Here is a 19,187-nt window from a genome sequence, read left to right as displayed (position 1 = left end):
GACGCTCAGGTATACAGTCGGGCCAGTTCTTCCTGGCAGTAATCCACGAACAGCTGCACCGGTTTGGTCAGCTGCGACCTTCTCAACCATGCCGCCGACAGACCCGAACCGGTCACGGTTTCGGCCAGCGGTATGCACACGACTTTCTGCCCGTCATAGGTGTATTCGGAAAACGGTTTCGTGACCAGAATCGAAAAGCCAAAACCGCGCCCGACCATCCCTCGCACCATCTCGATCGAAGGTGAGCTGAACACGATGTGTGGCGTCAGTCCGCGCTCTTCAAAGATGCTCACGAAGTAGGTCCGGCTCGGCACCACGTCCAGCAATATCATCGGCTCCAGCACCAGGTCATTCAGCGACACTTTCGCCTGTTGCGCGAAGCGGTGATCCGCCGGCAACAAGGCGTAGGGCTGTTGCGGCGGCATCAGCGGCACTGTCTCAATCGTACTGTCCAGATCGTGTTCGAACAGCATCGCCAGGTCGATGCTGCCGGCGGTCAGCGCCTGCACCAATTCCTGCTGCTCGCCATCGCGAATACGGATCTCCACACCCGGCCAGCGCTCTTTGAAACCGGCGATCAAACGCGGCAGGTACAGCGGCGCCACCGTTTCAAAACAGCCAATATCGATTTGCCCCGCCACCACGTCGTTGTCCGCCAGCGCGTTCTGCTCAAACTCATGCGCGACCCGCAGCAGCTCCAGCGCCTTGCGATAAAACCGCGACCCGCTCGGCGTCAGCGAAACACCCTGGGCGTGATGCCGGATAAACAGCTGCACGCCAAAACTTTCTTCAAGGTGCTTGATCGCCGTCGACACCGACGGCTGCGCGATATAAAGCTTGCGCGAAGCCTCCGCCACGCTGCCGCAATCGGCGGTGGTGACGAAATATCGAAGCTGTCGCAGGTTGTAAGCGGCCATGGGGACCTCCAGACACAACACATCAAAATCAAAAAACTTCCGCGGAACACAATCACTGTAAGAGCTGGCGAAGCCTGCGGAATCAGTCGACGCACAACTCTGTGGCGAGGGGGCTTGCCCCCGTTGGGTCGCGAAGCGGCCCCAAAACCTGCAACCATGGTGTATCAGGTACACCGCATGCAGCGGTTTTACGACTGCTTCGCGGCCGAGCGGGGGCAAGCCCCCTCGCCACAGGTAACAAAACCAGGCATTACGGAGTATCCAAGGACGCTCAGGATCAAGGCTGAACATACCCGACACACCCAAACCCCGGGCATATATTTTTTAAGGTTTGAAGCAACAAACTTACTAATTTATCTATCCCGACGCATTGCACATCATCGCTCCAACAAGAAAAGCGTCGCTCGCGCGGCGCTCACCGAAGTACGACCACGTACTCATCCTTGCCTTGGAGTTCACCATGTCCACCGCAGCAACACCCTCCGCTCCGCTCATCGAAAAACACACGATTGGATACGTCCCCCCGGAAGATCGCCACGGAAAGGTAAGAGACCTGTTCACCCTCTGGTTCGGCGGCAACATCGCGCCGCTGCCCATCGTCACCGGCGCCCTCGGCGTGCAATTGTTCCAGCTGAACCTGGTGTGGGGCATCGTCGCCATTCTGGTCGGCCACCTGGTCGGCGGCGTGCTGATGGCCCTGCACTCGGCGCAAGGCCCGCAAATGGGCATTCCACAAATGATCCAAAGCCGCGCCCAGTTCGGCTCCCTCGGCGCCCTGCTGGTGGTGCTGATCGCCGGCATCATGTACATCGGTTTCTTCGCCTCCAACATCGTCCTCGCCGGCAAGTCCCTGCACGGCGTGGTCGACAGCGTGCCGGTGCCAGTGGGCATCGTCATCGGCGCGCTCGGGTCGGGCATCATCGGCATCATCGGCTATCGCTTCATCCACGTGCTCAACCGCATCGGCACCTGGGTGCTGGGCATCGGCATCGTGCTGGGCTTCGGCTACATCCTCACCCACATACAGACCGCCGACTTCCTCACCCGCGGCAACTTCAACATCTCCGGTTGGCTGGCCACCGTATCGTTGGCCGCGCTCTGGCAAATCGCCTTCGCCCCCTACGTGTCCGACTACTCGCGCTACCTGCCGGAAGACGTGCCCGTCGCCGCCACGTTCTGGACCACTTACCTAGGCTCGGCACTCGGCTCCAGCCTGTCGTTCATCTTCGGCGCCGTCGCAGTCCTCGCCACGCCCGTCGGCATGGACACCATGGACGCGGTCAAACTCGCCACCGGCTCCATCGGCCCATTGATGCTCGTGCTGTTCCTGCTCAGCGTCATCAGCCACAACGCCCTCAACCTCTACGGCGCCGTGCTGTCGCTGATCACCCTGGTACAAACCTTCGCCTACCGCTGGATCCCCACCGCCAAAAGCCGTGCCGTGATCTCGGTCATCGTCCTCGCCGGCTGCTGCTTCGCCGCCGTCGGCGCCTCCGCAGACTTCATCGGCCACTTCGTCGACATGGTGTTGGTGTTGCTCGTGGTGCTGGTGCCCTGGACCGCGATCAACCTGATCGACTTCTATGCCATTCATAAAGGTCAGTACGACATTGATTCGATCTTCCAGGTCGATGGCGGGATCTATGGCCGGTACAACCCGCAGGCGTTGTTGGCGTATGCGATCGGGATTGCGGTGCAGATTCCGTTCATGAACACACCGCTGTATGTCGGGCCGATCTCGGCGCACATCAATGGGGCAGATTTGTCCTGGGTGGTGGGGTTGCTGATTACCTCTCCGCTGTATTACTGGCTGGCGAATCGCGACACGGCTTACAGACGTCGGCTGTCTACCGGAAAACTGGCCAACAGTCTGTAACCCTGTGGGATGAGGTTTGCCCGCGATGAGGCCTTCAAAAGCACCATCGCCGGCAAGCCGTTCTTGCTGTGGAACATCCGCAACGCCCGCAACGCGTTACCAACACCCGCTACGAACGCAACGCCCCCATCGCCCGCCGATACTTCTCAACGCGCTCCAGATCCTCCCAGGACGGCTGCGCAATCCGCGACAAGTCGCTGTTCTCTTCCAGATCCGCCAGCTTCACCACCCGCCCGATCGGGTTCTGCGCCGCGCGCTCGACGAACGCCTCGTAGGACTCGCCCGGCACCTTGGTTACCGATGCAATCGCCGTCAGCACCGTTTCGCTGAAGCCTTCCTTGCGCAGATCGTCGAGGCTGATGCCACAGTCCTCGACCACGTCATGCAATACCGCGACGATGCGCTCTTCCAGCGTGTTCACCCGCAGCATCACTTTCAGCGGATGCAGGATGTAAGGCGCCCCGCCCTTGTCCACCTGCCCTTCATGCGCCGCGACGGCGATGGCAATGGCGCGTTCCAGTGACTGACTCATGGGATTCTCCTCGGGTTAAATGCCGTAACGGCGCGGCCATGATTTTTGAAGTCTGCAAAATATGTAGGAATCTGCCCTTTGTGGCGAGGGAGCTTGCTCCCGCTGGGCTGCGAAGAAACCCCGAACACTGATAGCCCGTTTCCTCAGACACACCGCGACGCCCGGTTTTACTGCGTTTATGCCACAGAACAGGGAAGACCACCTCGCCAAAATGACCATCCGGGCGTCCTACAGCCCGGTTGCGGCTATGAAAATCGGTGCCTAGAGTGGGTCTGTCGCTGACATCAGTTGGCGATAGGGTTTCGCAGCCCTTAAGATTGACACCTTGTTCCGTCAGGCACGGCCGACTCCCGGCTGCGTATCGTTTTATGGCGGTTGTGCGTGGGAGACCTTCGGGTCTGCCGGGTCCTGGTGTTAATCCTCCGGTCTGCGAACCCGCGCATAGCTGCCACCCATTTTGTTTCGCAGCAGAACGGTGGCAATTCTACTTTTATTAGGATTAACACCATGACGACGCAAAACCCGCTCCGCCACTACACCCCAATGTCCCACTTCGCCACCGACCACCCCGTCCTCCTCATCGACGCCGACGCCCCGATACGCGAACTCCACAGTTGCCTCAGCGAACGCCTAAACGCCGTCCTCAAATACCTCAACCTCATGGCCTGCACCAGCCTCCCCGACTACGCCGAACACGACATCAACACCGTCACCAACATCGCCCGGATCATGGTTCAGGATGTGAGTGATGTGTTTCGGGTGATTGAGCAGCGTGGGTTCGATACGCCCAAGGGGCAGTGATTAAATTTCAGTCGTAGAAAAACCGCATTACTGCGGTTTTTCTGCTTCCTGCAACGACTCTGACAACAACAATCAGTAAACCTGCACCCGCCACAACTCCCGCGACGAAGAACCCGCCGACATCGGCAGTCGCCCATGCAACGTCCGATAGTTGTCGATCAGCACCAGATCACCCTCACTCCATTGATGAGCAATCAAACACTCCGGGTCATAAACCAGCGCATTGACCTGCTCCAGCAACGCCTGCTGAGCCTGCTCGTCATGGTCCTGCACCGACTGGCTCAAGGTCTGCAATGTCGAGTCGGTGCCCTCTTGGTAGCGCAGGATGAGCTCGCCGCTTCGGGGGTGGTGGTCCACCAGGCTGTACATGCGCGGCGAGCCGCCGAAGTAGGTCATTTTGGTGTAGTAGGTGATGTTCACGCCCTGCCATTGTCGGGCGACTTGCTGCCCGACTTTGCGCAGTACGTTGCGGCTGTCGACGATGGTGGTCTGGCCCTCGCCCGGCTGCGGCGCGGTCTTGCAGTACAGCATGAATTTGCTGGCGCAGAATTTCGGGTTGCGTTGAACTTGTGCGTCGCTGTCGGGCAGCATGTTCAGGTCCCAGTGCAACGGTGTTTTCTCCAGCGAGTGCACCACACCTTGGGGTTTGTCCGCAGGCTTGACCACGTGAACGGCACCGAAGGCCCATTCGTAGAGCGTGCCGAAACGTTCGCAGCTGCGAGCAAAGCTATCCTGGTCGTCGAAACGGCAGCCTTTGAGGCAGACGAAACCGAAGGTTTCCACCAGAGCTTCCAGCAGGCCGGTGGACAGTCGTTCGAAACCCAGCCCCAACGTGTCTCGCACCACCAGGCCAAACAGCGGAAGTTTTTGCAGTTCGTACTCGAAGCCTTGGGCCTGCGGGTTTTCTGTTTGATGGTAGAGCCATGGCCGCCCCTCATAGGTGACCAGCACATGGTGGTCCAGGTCGACCTGAGCACGGGTGCGAAGGGTTTGGCTGCCGTCGAGGTTGCACACCGGCACGGCGTGCCAGGGGCTGTACACACGCTTGAGTCCTTCGGCCAGGCCGAAGGTGAATTTGGGTCCGGCATTGCTGTATTGATGGACCGACAAGCGAATGTCATCGCCAAAGAAACGGTCCACTGCCGCGTTCAATGCCTGCCCGCGATACATCATTTGGTAGGCTTTGAAGTTGATTTGTTGCAGGTACTCGTCCTCGCTCTGCCCGTCTTCGCGGCACAGACGCAGGTCGTTGTAGAGGTGACTGCAGAGGTTGTCATGCGCCCGGCTGAGGGACTCATCGTCGCGGCTCTGCTCGATCAGTTCGCCAAGGTTTTTCCACGGTAGACGGGCCTGCTTGATCAGGCTGGCGCGAACCGACTCGGCACTTTGGGCCTGGGGAAACAGGTCTTCCATGCTGACCCACTCAATCGTGTGGGTGGTGCACAGTTCACGCAACGCCCGGTTGTAGGCGGCGCGAACGTCGTCGGCCACGCCGACGATGTCATTGAAGGTCGTGCCGTCGCTGAGGATCGACACCACGCAGCCCGGTGCGTGCAACGCGGCGATGGCTTGGCCGAGTTGGTCGAGGCGCTCGATGGCCATGACCTCGCCGTAGTCCGGCAGCACGCCGAAGGTCTGGTCGCTGGCGTTTGGCGACTTGCAGGGAAAGCCTGGCAAAACCAGACGCACTGGCAGGCCCTGATCGAAGCAGTGCCCCAATCGAAGCGCCAGATGCGCCCTGCCTTGTGTGTCGAAACAATCATCCGTGCCTTTGAGCAGATAACCGGCCAGCAAATCGCTGACGGCAGCGATCCAGGCGTCTCTATGTTCCATAGAACAACTTCCTTGAGGGTGTGTGTATCAATAGGATTTGACGGTGTCGCCATGCTCGGTGAACGCATGCGCAGCCCCGCAGGCTTGCTGCAAAATGCGCAGCAATTCGGCCGGGTGTTCACAGCACAAGTTCGGGGCCTGGGCCTGCAAGTCTGGTGTCAGGCCATAACCCCAAGTGACTGCCGCCGAATACATGCCTGCAGCACGAGCCGTTTGCAGATCGATCTCCGTGTCACCGACGAACAAGCAGCGTTGCGGATCAACCGACAACCGCCGGGCGGCTTCCCATGCCACCTCCGGTTGCGGTTTGAGCGACCTGCCTGCGCGATGCCCCAGAATTGGCCCGAAAGCATTCTGCGGCAGCAACGTTGTGGAAACCTGCAACGCCATTTCCTCGGCCTTGTTGGTCACGATAGCCAGCGGTAGCTGTAACTGTCGGCAGCCTTCGAGCAATTCCAAGACACCGCTGAATGGACGGGAAAATTGAACCAGGTTGTGCTGATAGAGCGCCACATAGCGCTGGTGCAAGGCGACCGCATCGACTATGCCAAACTGCGCGGCGACCCGCTCGCTCATCGCCGTGGTGCCGCCGCCGATGTATCCGCGCACTGTTTCCGAGGTCAGCGCCGGGCAACCGTGTTCGAGCAGCACTTGGTTCAAGCACCAGGTGATATCGGGCAAGGTATCGACCAGAGTCCCGTCCAAATCGAAGAGTACGGCTTCGACCCGCAACCGAGACGCCATCATTGAGCACTGGCGTAGTGACAAGGACGCCCCTTGCGGAACACCAGGCGGTGATAGCGCTCATCGACATTGCTGCGTTTTTCGAGCGTGACCACACCCCGTCGCTTGATGGCCACCGAATGCCAGGGCGTACGCCACAGGTCACTGGTTGGCACCAACCGGATACCGATCTTCGTCGAGACCGCCAGCTGCGGGTGAATCGACAGACGCAGGCAATGCGGGTAACGCGCCTGCAACAGCGCACCCCAGGCTTCACTGCGCTGGATCACCCGCTGAGAGGCCGGTTTGGCGACCTTCTTCACTGCGTTGAGGCTCATGCCAGCGAATACTTTCAGTCCCGAGTAATCCTCGGAAAGAAAGCGATGGATGCCGCAGTACATCAACATCATGTGCGGATCATCCTTGAAGCGCTGCTGCAACAAGATCAATGACTGACCGTGCTCGATCATCATCTCCTCACGCATGGCGTCCAGACAATCCAGCTGAGGGTAGGCATCCCGGAGGTCGAAATGGGCGAACGTGCCGGGATAGTGCTGTTCGGCGTAGTCCTGAATAGCGTCGGTGTAGGCCTTGACGTCGGAATCGGGAACATGCACCAAGTCAGAGAACACATAGCCATCGGAGCAGATATGAATCAGCGCCCCCGGTGCGTAGATCTCCTGGATCTCTGTGCACAGGCGGTTTAACTCATCGATAGCATGATGTTCAGCAAGATCGGGCAGATGACTCAGGGTTTTCTTGCGGCTGGGCGATTTGCCGGGAAAGGCTGGCAAGACCATTTCAATCTTGCGACCGCTCTCGACCGCCTGCATGACCTTGGTCAGATGGGGTTCCAGCACCTGCGACGACAGTTCGTGATCCTGCCCCGGGGCGAGGCTACGACGGCGAAACAGACATTCGAGGATTTGCTCGGCAATGTTCATGTGTGGGGTGTTCTGATGCTCGTGCACCAGCTGACCGCACACCTGTTGAGCAACGGTGTTTGAACCTTGCATAGACAATCCTTTGTGTTGTGAACAACGGCCATCTTTTGGCCATCAGCAGATATCCCTTACCTGCGGGCGGCTAAATTCCTACAAGTTGTGAGGGCTGTCAATCGTGGCAATCCGGAATATTACGGCACCAAAATCACCGAAAAACCCTCACACAGGCTCATGCAACGTCCAGGCTGGCAAGGCCATACTGCGGCCACACAAGTGTGTCTGGTCCTGATTCCATTACGCTCTCCTGAAAAATAGATCGGAAGGTGTGAACCTTGTTCAGGATGGGACAAACCAGACAAGACAAATAAATCCGTCCCCTTTCCTCACTAAATTTTAACCAACAAAAACTCTAGCAAAGTTTCCAAATCATCTACTTCCTTTATAATTCGCTTACTCACCTCTAGCGACTTACCAACAAACCCATCCTCATTTATCGATGCAGAAAAACCCACAATACAATCCATATCTGGAACTCTCTTATCGCCTGCAATTCTAAACCCCTCTATGCCGAGAACTGCAATATCATTACCCTCACAATACTCAATTAGCCTAATCGCGTCTGAAACATCAAATAAAGGGATTCCCTCCCACATCAATGTAGGGCTAACAGGCTGAGCTCCCGCGCTCAGAATACGCCCCATTTACACCCAGTTAAAATCAGGCGTAATTTCACAAACAACCCCAGCAGACACAAGAATAGTTCGAACTCGCAAAACCTCCTCCGCCTGACCGACAAATACTAGAACAAGGCCTTTCTGGAGCATATTTCTTGACGTTAAAAAATTGCTACCTGTCACTTCAGAAACAGCTCTTATATGAGCTTTATCTTGATAGTCACCGCGACAACGCACTTCATACTTCGTCTCATCAACTTTAACGCCCTGAATATTTGTTGTCACTACCGACCAGCCGCACCGAGTACACTTCACCCCCTGAGCGCTGCCTTGTCTGAAACTAGCCAACTCTCCGCCACACTGCTCGCACGTCATAAGATATGTTTTTTCCGTTACCAAACAAATAAATCCGTCCCCCTTTTCTTCTGGACACCCCCCCCGTTTTCGTTCTGCAGGGCGCGGCGGCTTTTAACCTTGACTCGAGACCAGCTAGCGGGTGCCCCCTTTTTTCCTATATCACACATAAAGCAGTAATAACTTGATTGGGATGATCTTCCAGAAAAACTCCCCAGCCGGTAACTTCAAGCCCACCATAGTCCTCGTCGGTATAAAACCACTCTTCAGCCTCGTCAAACTCCAAAGTTGTAAATGATAATAAATCCGAAACCAAACCACCCAAACCAATACCTTCCGGCAAGGTACCCTTATAAATTAAACTTTGAGCCTGTTCACCAGAAAAGCTAAAATCATAAACTTTAACAGCGCACACTTCACCACTTTTAATCACAACTGATAAAGCAGGGATAAATTTATTTAAATCATTAACAACACTTACATCCGCCAGAGCAAAAGAATAGCCACCATTTCCGCCTTCGTCCAAACTATAAAACTTTAAACGAAGCACTGGAGAGCCATCGAATTGGTATAGAGAGTTACCCTCATCAACCAAACACCCTAACAACACGCACTTCAATACATCCGCATCGACATGCAATGGTATTCCTGCAAGTGACACAGATGGCACAATTGGTGCCACCCACGATATTGAAAACTCTTTAGACAGGGTCATTTTGGCACCCACGTATTGTTAGCAGTATAAACGGGGACATAAGTAAGAGTATAAACGGGGACAGACCACGTTTTCCATCTAAAAAATCTAGTGCTTTTTCGGTCTGCCCGGGCATCCCCGCCGAGCTCGTCGCCCAATCATAGCTTCAATTTCGGCTACAAATCGCGAACCACCAAGTACATAGTTGCCATTGGTGGCAGCCCGAATCTGGTCAACCAATCCTATCTCCAACTCGCCTCTAAAAAGCTCGCGATAGACTTCAGCAGTCGATACATCTGTGTCCCCAAGCGATAGGTACTGAGCATGCGGGGTAATGAGATGCGAAAACTCTGATTGTGCGTTAGCACGATAACTCGACCAACGATATTCCGCAGGATGCGTCACCATTTTGGCTCTGACAGGATTCATCTCAATGTAGCGATAACAGGCCAATACATAACTATCACTTTGAACAAGGCACGAACGGAAGCGTCCTCCCCATAAAGTCCCACTACGTCCATATGTACGATTTATGTATTGCACATATCGTTGCCCTATTCCTTTCATAAGCAAACTGGTACTGCTGTGCTCATGAGGGCTAATCAACAAATGGATATGATTAGTCATAAGACACCATGCGTGAATTTCACACGAATTTTTGTTGGTCTGTTCAGCAAGCAGCTCTAAATAAAAAAGGTAATCATCCTCTGAAAAAAAGCAAACTGATCTATTATTTCCTCGTTGAATCAGATGCAAGGGGACACCTGGCATCAAGAGACGTGCTCTGCGTGGCATATGGTGAATCCGCTCACAATTAATGATGCCAATAGCTTAGTCAATTCTATGAAAAACAATCTCCCTATCTATTTCACACTATTTCAGATCGCTAAAGTGCGACACAGAAAAACGTAGTCTGCCCCCCATTCTCTGCCATTCTCAGGATAAACGTGGTCTGTCCCCGTTTTTCGTCCCCGTTTTTCAATCCTCCCAAGGCATTCCTTGACCTTGAATACCCTTGCCCCACTCAATCCCAGTAGTAGCACGGTCTACCGCCCCGCCAGTTGCTTTTGCACCATTAAATCAGGCCAAGCTCTCGCAACCTAACCTCGCGTACAAAGTCCAATCCACCTACCTCGACTTTAGATCCGTCTGAGTAATGGGCGTGACCACAGACATTACACTGAAAAGCCAATAATCCGTTCTGTTTTCCTACAAAAATGCGCATACCATGAGACTCACACCTAGGACATTGCTCATCAATCTCAATAGTAACTAACTCTTCTATTGTATCGCGCAAAAAGCGCGCGATAGCTTCTACGTCTTTGGACTTGTAGCGTAAAATTACTTTTTTAAGGTGAGCTAATTCGCTAAGTTTAAAAGTAGAAAACTCTACAGGCATCAACTTCTCATCTATATGGGAAAGTTCATAAAAATTATAGGTCGAGAACGGCTCAACAGAAAAGCACTCATAATTGCGCCGCAACCACAAAAGGATTACGTCAAGCATATTCCTCAGTGAGGACTTATCACTCATGCGCGTAACAGCTGATTGCAACTCGTGCCAGACTTTCGGAGAGAGAGATCGCATCAATTGCCCGCCTTAACCGGAAAGGTTGTGATCAGGTTACCGGCTTTGTCGGTAAACACTTTTATCACAGAAGTGGGGGCTCCTCCATCCTTCAGCGTAGTAGTGCCAATCACTCGCCCCACAAACAGGGAAAACGGGGACAGACCACGATTAAATTGAAGGAGCATTATCCAGCCCCTCGATAAATGTGGTCTGTCCCCGCTTTCGTCCCTTGCCTGATGAACTGGCTTTTGCGGGTATAGACGTAACCGTAGCACCATCCATGGAGAAGGACTGTTTAATATCGTCTATCGATTTCCCCCAAAATACTAGAGGGCTGCCCCACAAGATTACGAGGTATTCCCGCCTGTGTGGCTAAGTCTTCTAGGGTAAACGTGGTCTGTCCCCGTTTTTCACGTTATCCAACCCTCGATAAATGTGGTCTGTCCCCGTTTTCGGTGCTGGCGATGACGTTGAGGTCGCGGCCGGCGCTGAGGGTCAGGTTGCCGCCGCTGGTGACGCTGGACGCCAGGTTTTCCACGGTGGTGATGATGGTGGAGCGGTGGCCGCCCTCTGCCATGTCGTGGATTTCGCTTTCGTTGCGCGTGGCCAGCAGGTTGAGGTCACGGGTGGCGCTCAGGCTGGCGTCGCCGCCGCTGCTGATGGCGCCGGAGTTGGTCAGGTCGCGGGCGGATTTGATCGTCAGTGTGTCGCGGGCGCTGATGCTGCCACCAGCGTCGACCTGGGTGCGCATGCCGGAGCCTTCGCCCACGGCGATGGCGGTGCGGTCGTTGACGATGTCGCCCTTGAGGGTGGTGAGGCTGACCTGGTTGCCGCGAATGTCGCCGGCCAGGGCGTTGCGGATGCTGTCCGTGGCCATGAGGCTCAGGCGTTCGTTGGCTTCGACCAGGCCGCCCTGATAGAGGCTGCCTTTGACGTCGGCGGACAGGTCGTGAGTGCCGCGCAGGGTGCCGACGTTGACCAGGTCGTTGCCGGCGATCAGGGTCAGGTCGCGCCCCTGGATCAGGCTGCCGCCGCGCACGTTGCGCGATTCGGCCTGGGCCAGATACAGCACCGGCACCAGCACTTTCTGGCCATCGACGATGCGTTCTTCCATCCACACGATGTCGTGGGTCAGGGCCGCGACCTGCTCGGAAGTCAGGCTGACGCCCAGCGACAGGCTCAGCTCGTTTTTGCTGGCCAGGGCGTTGTCCATCAGATAACGAAATTGCTCGTTATCATCGTTCAGGCCGCTGGCGAGAAAGCGCTGGCCGGTCTTAGCCATTACAGCGTCGCTGATCAGACGGGATTCATAGCGACCGTCACCGAGACGGCGCGCGGCTTCATCGGCGCTGAAGTTGAGCTTGCCCAGCAGGTAATCGGAACTCATGAATGCCGCGGACTGGGTCAGCTCCGGGTTGGTTTCGATCAGGTATCGGCTTTGCGGGTTGCGGCTCTGCACGAACATGCCGTACGGCCCCTTGGGCAGTCGGAATGTCGAGGACGCCGTCGGGTCTACGGCGGCAAATGGCACACCCCGGAAGTCGACCGGGACGAAGCTGACCTGCTTCACGCCATCGGCATCCACGCGCTCGATGCGCGTGACATCCTTGGCCACCTGGGCGCTGGCGTCGGTGCTACGTTTGCCCAAGTTGATATTGATGCCGCCGACCGAGGCGGTCTGGTCGCTGCTCAGCGAACCGGTCAACTGGCCGAAGGTGTTGTCGTAGAGCGTGCCGTTCTGGATGGTGTTGGTGACGCTCAGTCGGACGTTGCCACCGGCTTGCAACACGGCGGCGTAAACGTTGTTGCCGTTTTCATTCCAGGTGGTGACGTCGCTCTGTACCGCGAACCGACTGTCGCTCGACCGGTCGCTCAGTTCCTTGAAACGTACCTCATCGAAATTACCCGCCGCTGTCGCCGCGTTGAACGCCGGGACATCGATGAACTCCATTTTGTCCCAGAGACTATTGTCGATACGACCGGGGGTGCCGATTATCACGACCCGCTGTCCCGAGCGTGACGCGGCACCCTGGTTGAGCAGGCTGTCAGCGGTCAGGTCGAGGTTGCCGTTGGCCGCCATCAGGCTGTAACGGTTTTCGACCTGATTGGCGTGAACGGTGAAGTTTTTCCCGGCCACCAGTCGTGAAGCGCGAGAGTCCTTGAGTACGGTGTCGTTGAACTCAAAGAACACGGCACCACCCAAACCCAACTGGCCGAACGGCTGGGCGTGTCCCAGCAGACTATCCAAGCCTATGAGTCCGGCAAGCGGCGTATCCAGGTAGCGGCGTTGCCGGAGCTGGCCCGGATGCTTTCGACCACACTCGAAGAACTATTTGGTCAGCAGCAGGAAACCACTGTGCGTAAGCGTGGGCCTGCTCCGAAATGGCAACAGCAACTGGAAGCCATCGACCAACTGCCCAAGAGCCAACAAAAATTCGTTGCGCAGATGCTTGATGCCTTGATCGCTCAGGCCACAACCAAAGCGAGCAGCGAAGGAAGGGAGGTTTTGCAGTAAGCAGATAAAACAACACCGGCGCGAGGCCGGTGTCAGTAGAGCAAGGTCATCGAAAATCAGCCGGATAGATGATCCATATTATCAAGCACCGAACCAATCCCATGAAGCAAACCAGTTACAAATTCACGATCTGCTCCAATCCGCGTCTCGAATTCGAACACATCTATCCCATTACATATTTCATTTAAAGCCGCATTCAAGACCAAAAGCTCGTCTCGGCTAAAGCTAACATTCGCTAAATCGTGCGAAGAGTTAATCATATCCACAGTAACCACCTCAAACTATCAAAATAAGCTTGCCCATTCACAGGGCGGAATGCAGTGCCGCCATCAACCGCTTTAGGGTTCCTAATAACGACCGTACCACTGACATTGTCCCAGTAAGCAGTACGCCCACCACTTAACTCACGAAATGAGGTTGGGTTATTAACGACGCTTTCAATATGCGAGGCAAACTGCTCGCGAGTAGTTATGCCCAGATCTTTGTATTCACCCTGCTGAATCACATGCTTTTCGAATGCATGGCCACCAGATATCTCTTGTCCAGTCAGTTGTCCACGAAGCTTCGCGGCATTCGCTAGGCTTGCCGCATCGCCTGCGCCTTTTGCAGTCCCCTCGGCCAATGCTGCACCGAACTTTTTCTCCAAGGCCTCCAAAACTTCTTTGCTGACGGCCTCCGATATTGTAACAGCCGCCTTCGCCTTACCAGTCGGCGTTGGGAAAAACAGATCGATTCCCAACCCGACGATTTGCTCCGTCAGGGTCGGCTCAAAGAAAATTTCACGCAGGTCCGCCGGAGAGAATTGATTCAGCAAAAAGCAGGGGACAGACCACAATTATCCTGAAAGCAGGGAGTAGTTACTCCGATTTAAACGTGGTCTGTCCCTGAGGGATCCCTAATGAGTTGACACAAATCCTCCCGCTACTCGAACCGCATCGTGCCGAGTTAGTCCGTGTCGTGGCTCAGCGCCGCGACTTGCTGCGAGGTAAGGCTGACTCCCAACGACAGATTGAGGGCCTCCTTGCTGGCGATGGCGTTGTTCATACAAACCATCGCCGAGGCGTTTGAAGTCGGGGTCGTAGCCGAGGTTGGCCAGCAATCCCGCTCGTTCACCAATAGCTGCAGCTGGACAAATACCAAAGGGATAGTAGCCACTCCGCACCCGAGGTAGAAATCCCTCCTCCTGAGACGAAGGGTGAGACGAAGGGATCTGTCCTTTCCTTATCTCGAGTCATCTCCCCTAGCTTACTTTTAAATACCAAAGAATCTAAGCCAACTCCGTGCCTTTGTTTCTTGCGAATGCAAATGTGTGCTCGGGCCGTTGGGGCGCAGTAAATCGCCTGGATAATGCGGATGTCCCAAGCATTGGCTGTCATCCAATCTAAAAGCCGCGACTGCCGCTACAGCTTCAATGCACCAACGTCCAAAATAGCTGCCCTTTTCTAGCGGGTGCTTTTCAGGATCACCATACTGGTACCACCACGGCTGCTGCTTGCCGCGTCGGTTGAGTTCTGGATACCAACCATTGACAAACTCTCGCAGCAATATCGCCTGTTGCTCCTTGGGTGCATCGATGGCCTTGAGCAACCGGGCATAAGGTTTGTCATGCAGCAGAACATCTCCAACAACGCGTGAAGGCTGGCGACTAACGATTACCCGATCCAGCAAAATGTCTTTACCTTCTTCACCAACGAGAGCCAATAGTCGGCCCCACTGACCGTCGGGAATTTGCAATACGAGAGCCAGTCCAACCAGCCAAAAACACCAGATATAGTGGTTGAGATCGGATAGATCGAAGACCCAGTCGCGACAGGTTTTCAGATTATGTTCTGCACAAATCCCATCCGCTAAAGAGTTCGACAACTCCCAAGTATCAAGCAGTTTTGGAAACAACTGCTTTATCTCGGGAACAGGATCGCCTTGGGAATACCGCCGAAGCATAAGGCGCAAAATATCCCTAGACGTATCCCAAACAAACTGAGGCCGATAGACCGGATTACCTGGTGGGGTTTTAATTTGCTCAAGATTCTTAGTGATATTTTCTTCACTGTGTTTTGTCCATTTGTCCCAATATTCCTCCCCTCCCAATGAATCCCGGATCATGGCTGTGCTCCTGAAAGATTTGTTTTTGAGGTTAATATTTTGGACGTATCAATGAGCTTTGGCTTACCTAAAGAATCGAGCACCTGGATCTCAGTGGACCCATCCCCCCCCGTCCGCACAACCCATGTTTCAGTGCGACCAGCATCAATGGCACGCATGACATCAGATGCATGTTGCTCTCCCACTGCCTTTTCCAACCGCCCGGACCCCAGCGTCCAGCTTTCACTCCCCTGTTTACCATCGTTCGTGTTTATCAGGCTCGTGTTGCCACCTTTTTTGGGGTCCCCGACAAACTTGTATTCGATAACCACATAATCTACATCCGGACGATTGACCCGAAACAAGTCGTCAATGCCCGTCTCGCCCGCCCCCTGCATTCTCGCCAGTTTTTCGCCTTCAGGCACTATTTGCCGCACCGTCGCTTCACCGAACACCTCACCGATGACTCGTTTCTGATCATTGCTGAGGTGTTTCAGATCGATCAGCGCGTTGCCTTTACTATCAACAATGCCTCCACTTTTTATGAAGGCCTTCTCCGCCAAGCTATCTATTACCTCATCCAGTTTTTTACCGATAGCCTCGGCAGCCTTTTCCGAAAGCTTACCCCCAACTTTCGCTGCGCTCCCCGCGCCAGAGACGGCGAGGAGCGTTCGAATGGCCAACAGCGTGGTTTGAGCGGTATGTACATCCTGCCCGTAGATGGTGTTCAGCTTGTTGGTAAGGTCGTCATTGAGGCTAACGGCGGTTCCTTCTCCAATCGCGTGACCACTCTCCGCGAATCCGTCCACCACGCTTTGGGGCAGCGCCTTGGCGCCCTCCCACAACCCATTCAGTACAACATCGAGATGCTCTGTGGCCAATTTTGCGAGATCTACAGCACCATTTTTTATCTCAACGCCAGAATCCTTCAGTTCTTTGAGCAAACCTGCACTCAGGTCACGGTTTACGCCGCTTTGAACGAACTGCTGATAGAACTTCGGATCAGCTGTATCCGCAAACATTTCTGGCCGGAACAGCTGTTGCCCTTTTGCGGTGAACAGCGCTTGTTGTCCGCCGAGGTCATTGGTGAATGTTTGTCCAGATTTACTCAAAAACGCTTGTGCTGCATTGTCGTCGCCATCACTCAGAATTGATCGCCACAGGAAGTCGACATCCTTGAGCGCTTGCTGACTCAAGCGTTCCATGGCCTCGTCTTCGCTGATGCCATTTTTCTCAGCAAACTCTTTGGCATGTCCCTTAATCCAATCTTGTTCATCTGCGTGAAGCTGACGGTTATACAGCGTTCCATTCTGCGCGACCCAAGACCCGAGTTGCAGCTTGTCAATGTCGGCATTCGGATCTTGAACAGCAGTTGCCAGCACGCCGATCAGCTGCGAGTTCATGGCCAACAGTCGATCCCTATCCGCTTTCGGCATCCCGGCATAGACCGAGGCCAAACCGTCGACCAGGGCTTCATTGACCCCTGCCGCCAACGCGCCCGTTTTGAAATCACCGCCAGCAGCGAGCGAGGCCAAGCCACCCATCACTGCGTGCAAGCCGATTTTGGCGAGGCCACTTTCTGGCAGTTGGTAGTAGTTCCCGAGATCGCCCACTAGGTTGAAACCATAGGCAGCAAACGCATTCACCAGACTGCTTTGCAAGGCATCACCCAGGCTGCCATCGCGACCAAGTGCTTTATTGAGCAACGCAGAGGTGGTGTTTTGCAGAGCCTGGTTCGCGGTGAATTGGGCGATACCTCCCAGACTGCTCAATCCACCTGGATTGGAAGCTACGACCTTGCCCGTGTTAGCCAAAGCCCCGTTGGTTGAGTCAGTCAACGCGACGCTTGAATCGGTGCTGGTACTGGTCCAATCGTTAAACAGACCGGTGCTAAGACCCGCCACGGCGCCGGCAACGATGTAGTTTTTCATGCTGTCAGCGCTGAAGACTTCTTTGACGACCGCGCCAAGATCGCCTTTATTGTTGATGGTACTGACCGTGGCAGTACTGGCTGCGGAGGTGAGCACGGCCGTGAGGGCAGCGTTCGCCCAGCCAGCGGCAACCGCTTGCGTCGTTGCGGTCGCTGCAGCGCCGGCGGCGAATGCGCTGCCCGCCCCTGCGTTTGCGGCAGAAGCCACGAAACCGGAGGCTGCACCGGCCGTGAAGTAGGTGACGATGATGATGATAATGATCATCGCCGGCCCACCTAGCCCGGAATGGCTTTCATCCCAGCTGTCATGCAGCTCTTTAACCCGGCGCCAATCCACATCGCCCCGTGCTTCTGCGTCTTTGAGCCAGGCCATGCTCGGGTCAGCTTGCACCATGGCATCGATCGCCTGGCTCACGCTTTGTTGGTTGATGTCTTTGATATCGATGTGTAACCCATCAACGGCTTTGATGAGCGTCTGGCCTTTAGCGATCAGCTGGCTTTGCCGCAGCGTTTCATCAACCTGGCCTTTGTTCTCCATACTGGTCCACGCCCAGCTGTTGCTGCTCTTGTTGTGACTCTCCTGGTGAGAGTCTTTCACTGCTTCGAAAGTGATGCTGCCCCCACTGTCGAGGATGATGTCCTTGCCACTCTCCAGCTTCGCCACCTGATACCGCTGATCCCCACCGCTGGCCAGCGTCAAGTTGCCGCCTGTGGTGATTTCACTGCCGATGTATTTCACATCGGTGACTTCATCGCGCTTGGTTTTCTTCGCGCCGAAACTGCCCTTTTTCTTCATGTCATACAGCGAGTAGTCGCTGTCTTTCGCCGCCAGCAACTCGAGCTTGTCACCCGCCACCAGGTACGCCTCATCGCCTGCGGTAATGCGGCTGGAGATAACCGCGAGATCCTTACCGGCATCCAACTTCACGTTGCCACCCGCCGTGACACCCGACATGACCTGGCTGACGTGATCTTCCTGAACCGTGAGTTTTTTGCTCTTGGACAGGGAGTGCTCTTCATCCGCTGCCGAGCTGATGGTCAGGTTGTCGACCGCCGACATAGCGATGTCGCGCTTGGCATCGATCTGGCTGGCGCTGACATTGATATCACGCCCTGCATCGGCCGACAGATCACGTCCGGCGCTGATGCTGGCACCCAGTTGAGTGATGTCGCTGCTGTTGTGCTTGCTGTCGCGGAACACGCTGTTGGTGACCTGCGCCGAAGACACGTTGAGGTCTCGTCCGGCATTCAGGTCCATGTCACGACCGCTTTGCATGACACCACCGGCAATGTTGATGTCTTGCCCCGCCTTCACGGTGAGGTCGTTAGCCGCCTCGATGCGTGCGGCGTTGTCGGCGAAGTCAGTGCGCTCGCTGCGATAACCGCTAGCGCTCTCATGAGTGGTGACGGTGCGCTCGTTGATCACGTCGCCCCGGGTGGCCGTCAGCGAGACATCACGACCGGCGATGATGCCCCCCGCCTTGTTGGTCAGGTTGTTGGTGGCCAGCAGGTCGAGGCGATTGCCGGCTTCCACCAGGCCGCTGCTGACCAGGTCGTTGGTGGCGGTGGCCGACAGGTTGTTGGAGGCGCGCAAGGTGCCGGCATTGTTCAAATCCTTACCGGCGATCAGGGTCACGTCGCGGCCCTGGATCAGGGCACCGTTGGCGGCCAGGCGATTGTTGGCGTTGGCCAGGTACAGCACCGGCACCAGCACTTGCTCGCCGTTCACCTCGGCATTTTCC

General features: G+C 55.5%; 16 protein-coding genes and 1 pseudogene. 3 read left to right on the top strand and 14 right to left on the bottom strand.

Annotated elements, in window-relative coordinates; genetic code table 11:
* Positions 1 to 5: 5 nt before the first annotated feature.
* Complete coding sequence (locus AC1RL4_RS27455; protein ID WP_018930232.1) at positions 6 to 917, bottom strand: LysR family transcriptional regulator; 912 nt, start codon at positions 915 to 917, stop codon at positions 6 to 8.
* Between the two features lie 460 nt (positions 918 to 1,377).
* On the opposite strand from AC1RL4_RS27455, the gene AC1RL4_RS27450 reads away from it, so the two are divergent.
* On the top strand, positions 1,378 to 2,793 hold the full coding sequence (locus AC1RL4_RS27450; RefSeq protein ID WP_230172390.1) for a purine-cytosine permease family protein: 1,416 nt from the start codon (positions 1,378 to 1,380) through the stop codon (positions 2,791 to 2,793).
* 109 nt (positions 2,794 to 2,902) lie between these two features.
* Here the strand turns inward: AC1RL4_RS27450 and AC1RL4_RS27445 are convergent, their stop codons facing one another.
* Entirely contained in the window at positions 2,903 to 3,325 is a 423-nt protein-coding gene (locus AC1RL4_RS27445) for an HD domain-containing protein (RefSeq protein WP_230172389.1), read from the bottom strand.
* Positions 3,326 to 3,832: 507 nt separating this feature from the next.
* Here AC1RL4_RS27445 and AC1RL4_RS27440 point away from each other — a divergent pair.
* Positions 3,833 to 4,126 (top strand): fructose-bisphosphate aldolase, encoded by a 294-nt coding sequence (locus tag AC1RL4_RS27440; protein ID WP_230172388.1) that lies wholly within the window; start codon positions 3,833 to 3,835, stop codon positions 4,124 to 4,126.
* Between the two features lie 72 nt (positions 4,127 to 4,198).
* Here AC1RL4_RS27440 and AC1RL4_RS27435 read toward each other — a convergent pair whose 3' ends face one another.
* The 8 genes and pseudogenes from AC1RL4_RS27435 to AC1RL4_RS27400 all read right to left on the bottom strand — a co-directional run.
* Positions 4,199 to 5,959, bottom strand: coding sequence for an isocyanide synthase family protein (locus AC1RL4_RS27435; protein ID WP_230172387.1), 1,761 nt, complete (start codon positions 5,957 to 5,959; stop codon positions 4,199 to 4,201).
* Positions 5,960 to 5,986: 27 nt separating this feature from the next.
* Positions 5,987 to 6,703, bottom strand: coding sequence for an HAD family hydrolase (locus AC1RL4_RS27430; RefSeq protein ID WP_230172386.1), 717 nt, complete (start codon positions 6,701 to 6,703; stop codon positions 5,987 to 5,989).
* The gene (locus tag AC1RL4_RS27425; RefSeq protein ID WP_096480013.1) at positions 6,703 to 7,698 is read right to left on the bottom strand and encodes an isocyanide synthase family protein; all 996 of its coding nucleotides are present in this window, start codon (positions 7,696 to 7,698) and stop codon (positions 6,703 to 6,705) included. Before AC1RL4_RS27425 ends, AC1RL4_RS27430 begins: the two co-directional genes overlap by 1 nt.
* 314 nt (positions 7,699 to 8,012) lie before the next feature.
* Positions 8,013 to 8,327 carry a hypothetical protein gene (locus AC1RL4_RS27420; protein WP_177325213.1) on the bottom strand — a complete coding sequence of 105 codons (315 nt, stop codon included), beginning with the start codon at positions 8,325 to 8,327 and terminating at the stop codon, positions 8,013 to 8,015.
* Positions 8,328 to 8,811: 484 nt separating this feature from the next.
* On the bottom strand, positions 8,812 to 9,369 hold the full coding sequence (locus AC1RL4_RS27415) for a hypothetical protein (protein ID WP_230172385.1): 558 nt from the start codon (positions 9,367 to 9,369) through the stop codon (positions 8,812 to 8,814).
* Between the two features lie 87 nt (positions 9,370 to 9,456).
* Positions 9,457 to 10,104, bottom strand: a complete 648-nt coding sequence (locus tag AC1RL4_RS27410) for a transposase (protein ID WP_230172384.1) — start codon at positions 10,102 to 10,104, stop codon at positions 9,457 to 9,459.
* Positions 10,105 to 10,423: 319 nt separating this feature from the next.
* Positions 10,424 to 10,855: a hypothetical protein gene (locus AC1RL4_RS27405; RefSeq protein ID WP_225609346.1), complete on the bottom strand. Its 432-nt coding sequence runs from the start codon at positions 10,853 to 10,855 to the stop codon at positions 10,424 to 10,426.
* 520 nt (positions 10,856 to 11,375) lie between these two features.
* Positions 11,376 to 13,091: pseudogene (locus AC1RL4_RS27400) on the bottom strand (two-partner secretion domain-containing protein); the annotation flags it as partial.
* 54 nt (positions 13,092 to 13,145) lie between these two features.
* On the opposite strand from AC1RL4_RS27400, the gene AC1RL4_RS27395 reads away from it, so the two are divergent.
* The gene (locus AC1RL4_RS27395; protein WP_230172383.1) at positions 13,146 to 13,433 is read left to right on the top strand and encodes a helix-turn-helix domain-containing protein; all 288 of its coding nucleotides are present in this window, start codon (positions 13,146 to 13,148) and stop codon (positions 13,431 to 13,433) included.
* A 56-nt stretch (positions 13,434 to 13,489) separates the two neighbouring features.
* Here AC1RL4_RS27395 and AC1RL4_RS27390 read toward each other — a convergent pair whose 3' ends face one another.
* From AC1RL4_RS27390 to AC1RL4_RS27375, 4 genes are all read right to left on the bottom strand, one after another.
* Entirely contained in the window at positions 13,490 to 13,699 is a 210-nt protein-coding gene (locus tag AC1RL4_RS27390) for a hypothetical protein (RefSeq protein WP_230172382.1), read from the bottom strand.
* Positions 13,690 to 14,247 (bottom strand): hypothetical protein, encoded by a 558-nt coding sequence (locus AC1RL4_RS27385; protein ID WP_230172381.1) that lies wholly within the window; start codon positions 14,245 to 14,247, stop codon positions 13,690 to 13,692. The genes AC1RL4_RS27390 and AC1RL4_RS27385 overlap by 10 nt, the downstream gene beginning before the upstream one ends.
* Before the next feature lie 437 nt (positions 14,248 to 14,684).
* Positions 14,685 to 15,536 carry a PoNe immunity protein domain-containing protein gene (locus tag AC1RL4_RS27380; protein ID WP_230172379.1) on the bottom strand — a complete coding sequence of 284 codons (852 nt, stop codon included), beginning with the start codon at positions 15,534 to 15,536 and terminating at the stop codon, positions 14,685 to 14,687.
* On the bottom strand, positions 15,533 to 19,187 hold a 3,655-nt coding region (locus AC1RL4_RS27375; protein WP_493120573.1), incomplete at its 5' end, for a DUF637 domain-containing protein. The genes AC1RL4_RS27380 and AC1RL4_RS27375, both read right to left, overlap by 4 nt.

It is taken from the genome of Pseudomonas sp. GW822-FHT07A10, assembly GCF_058798795.1.
The sequence above is the reverse complement of the archived record's forward strand: the minus strand, read 5'-3'. Positions and strand labels throughout refer to the sequence as shown.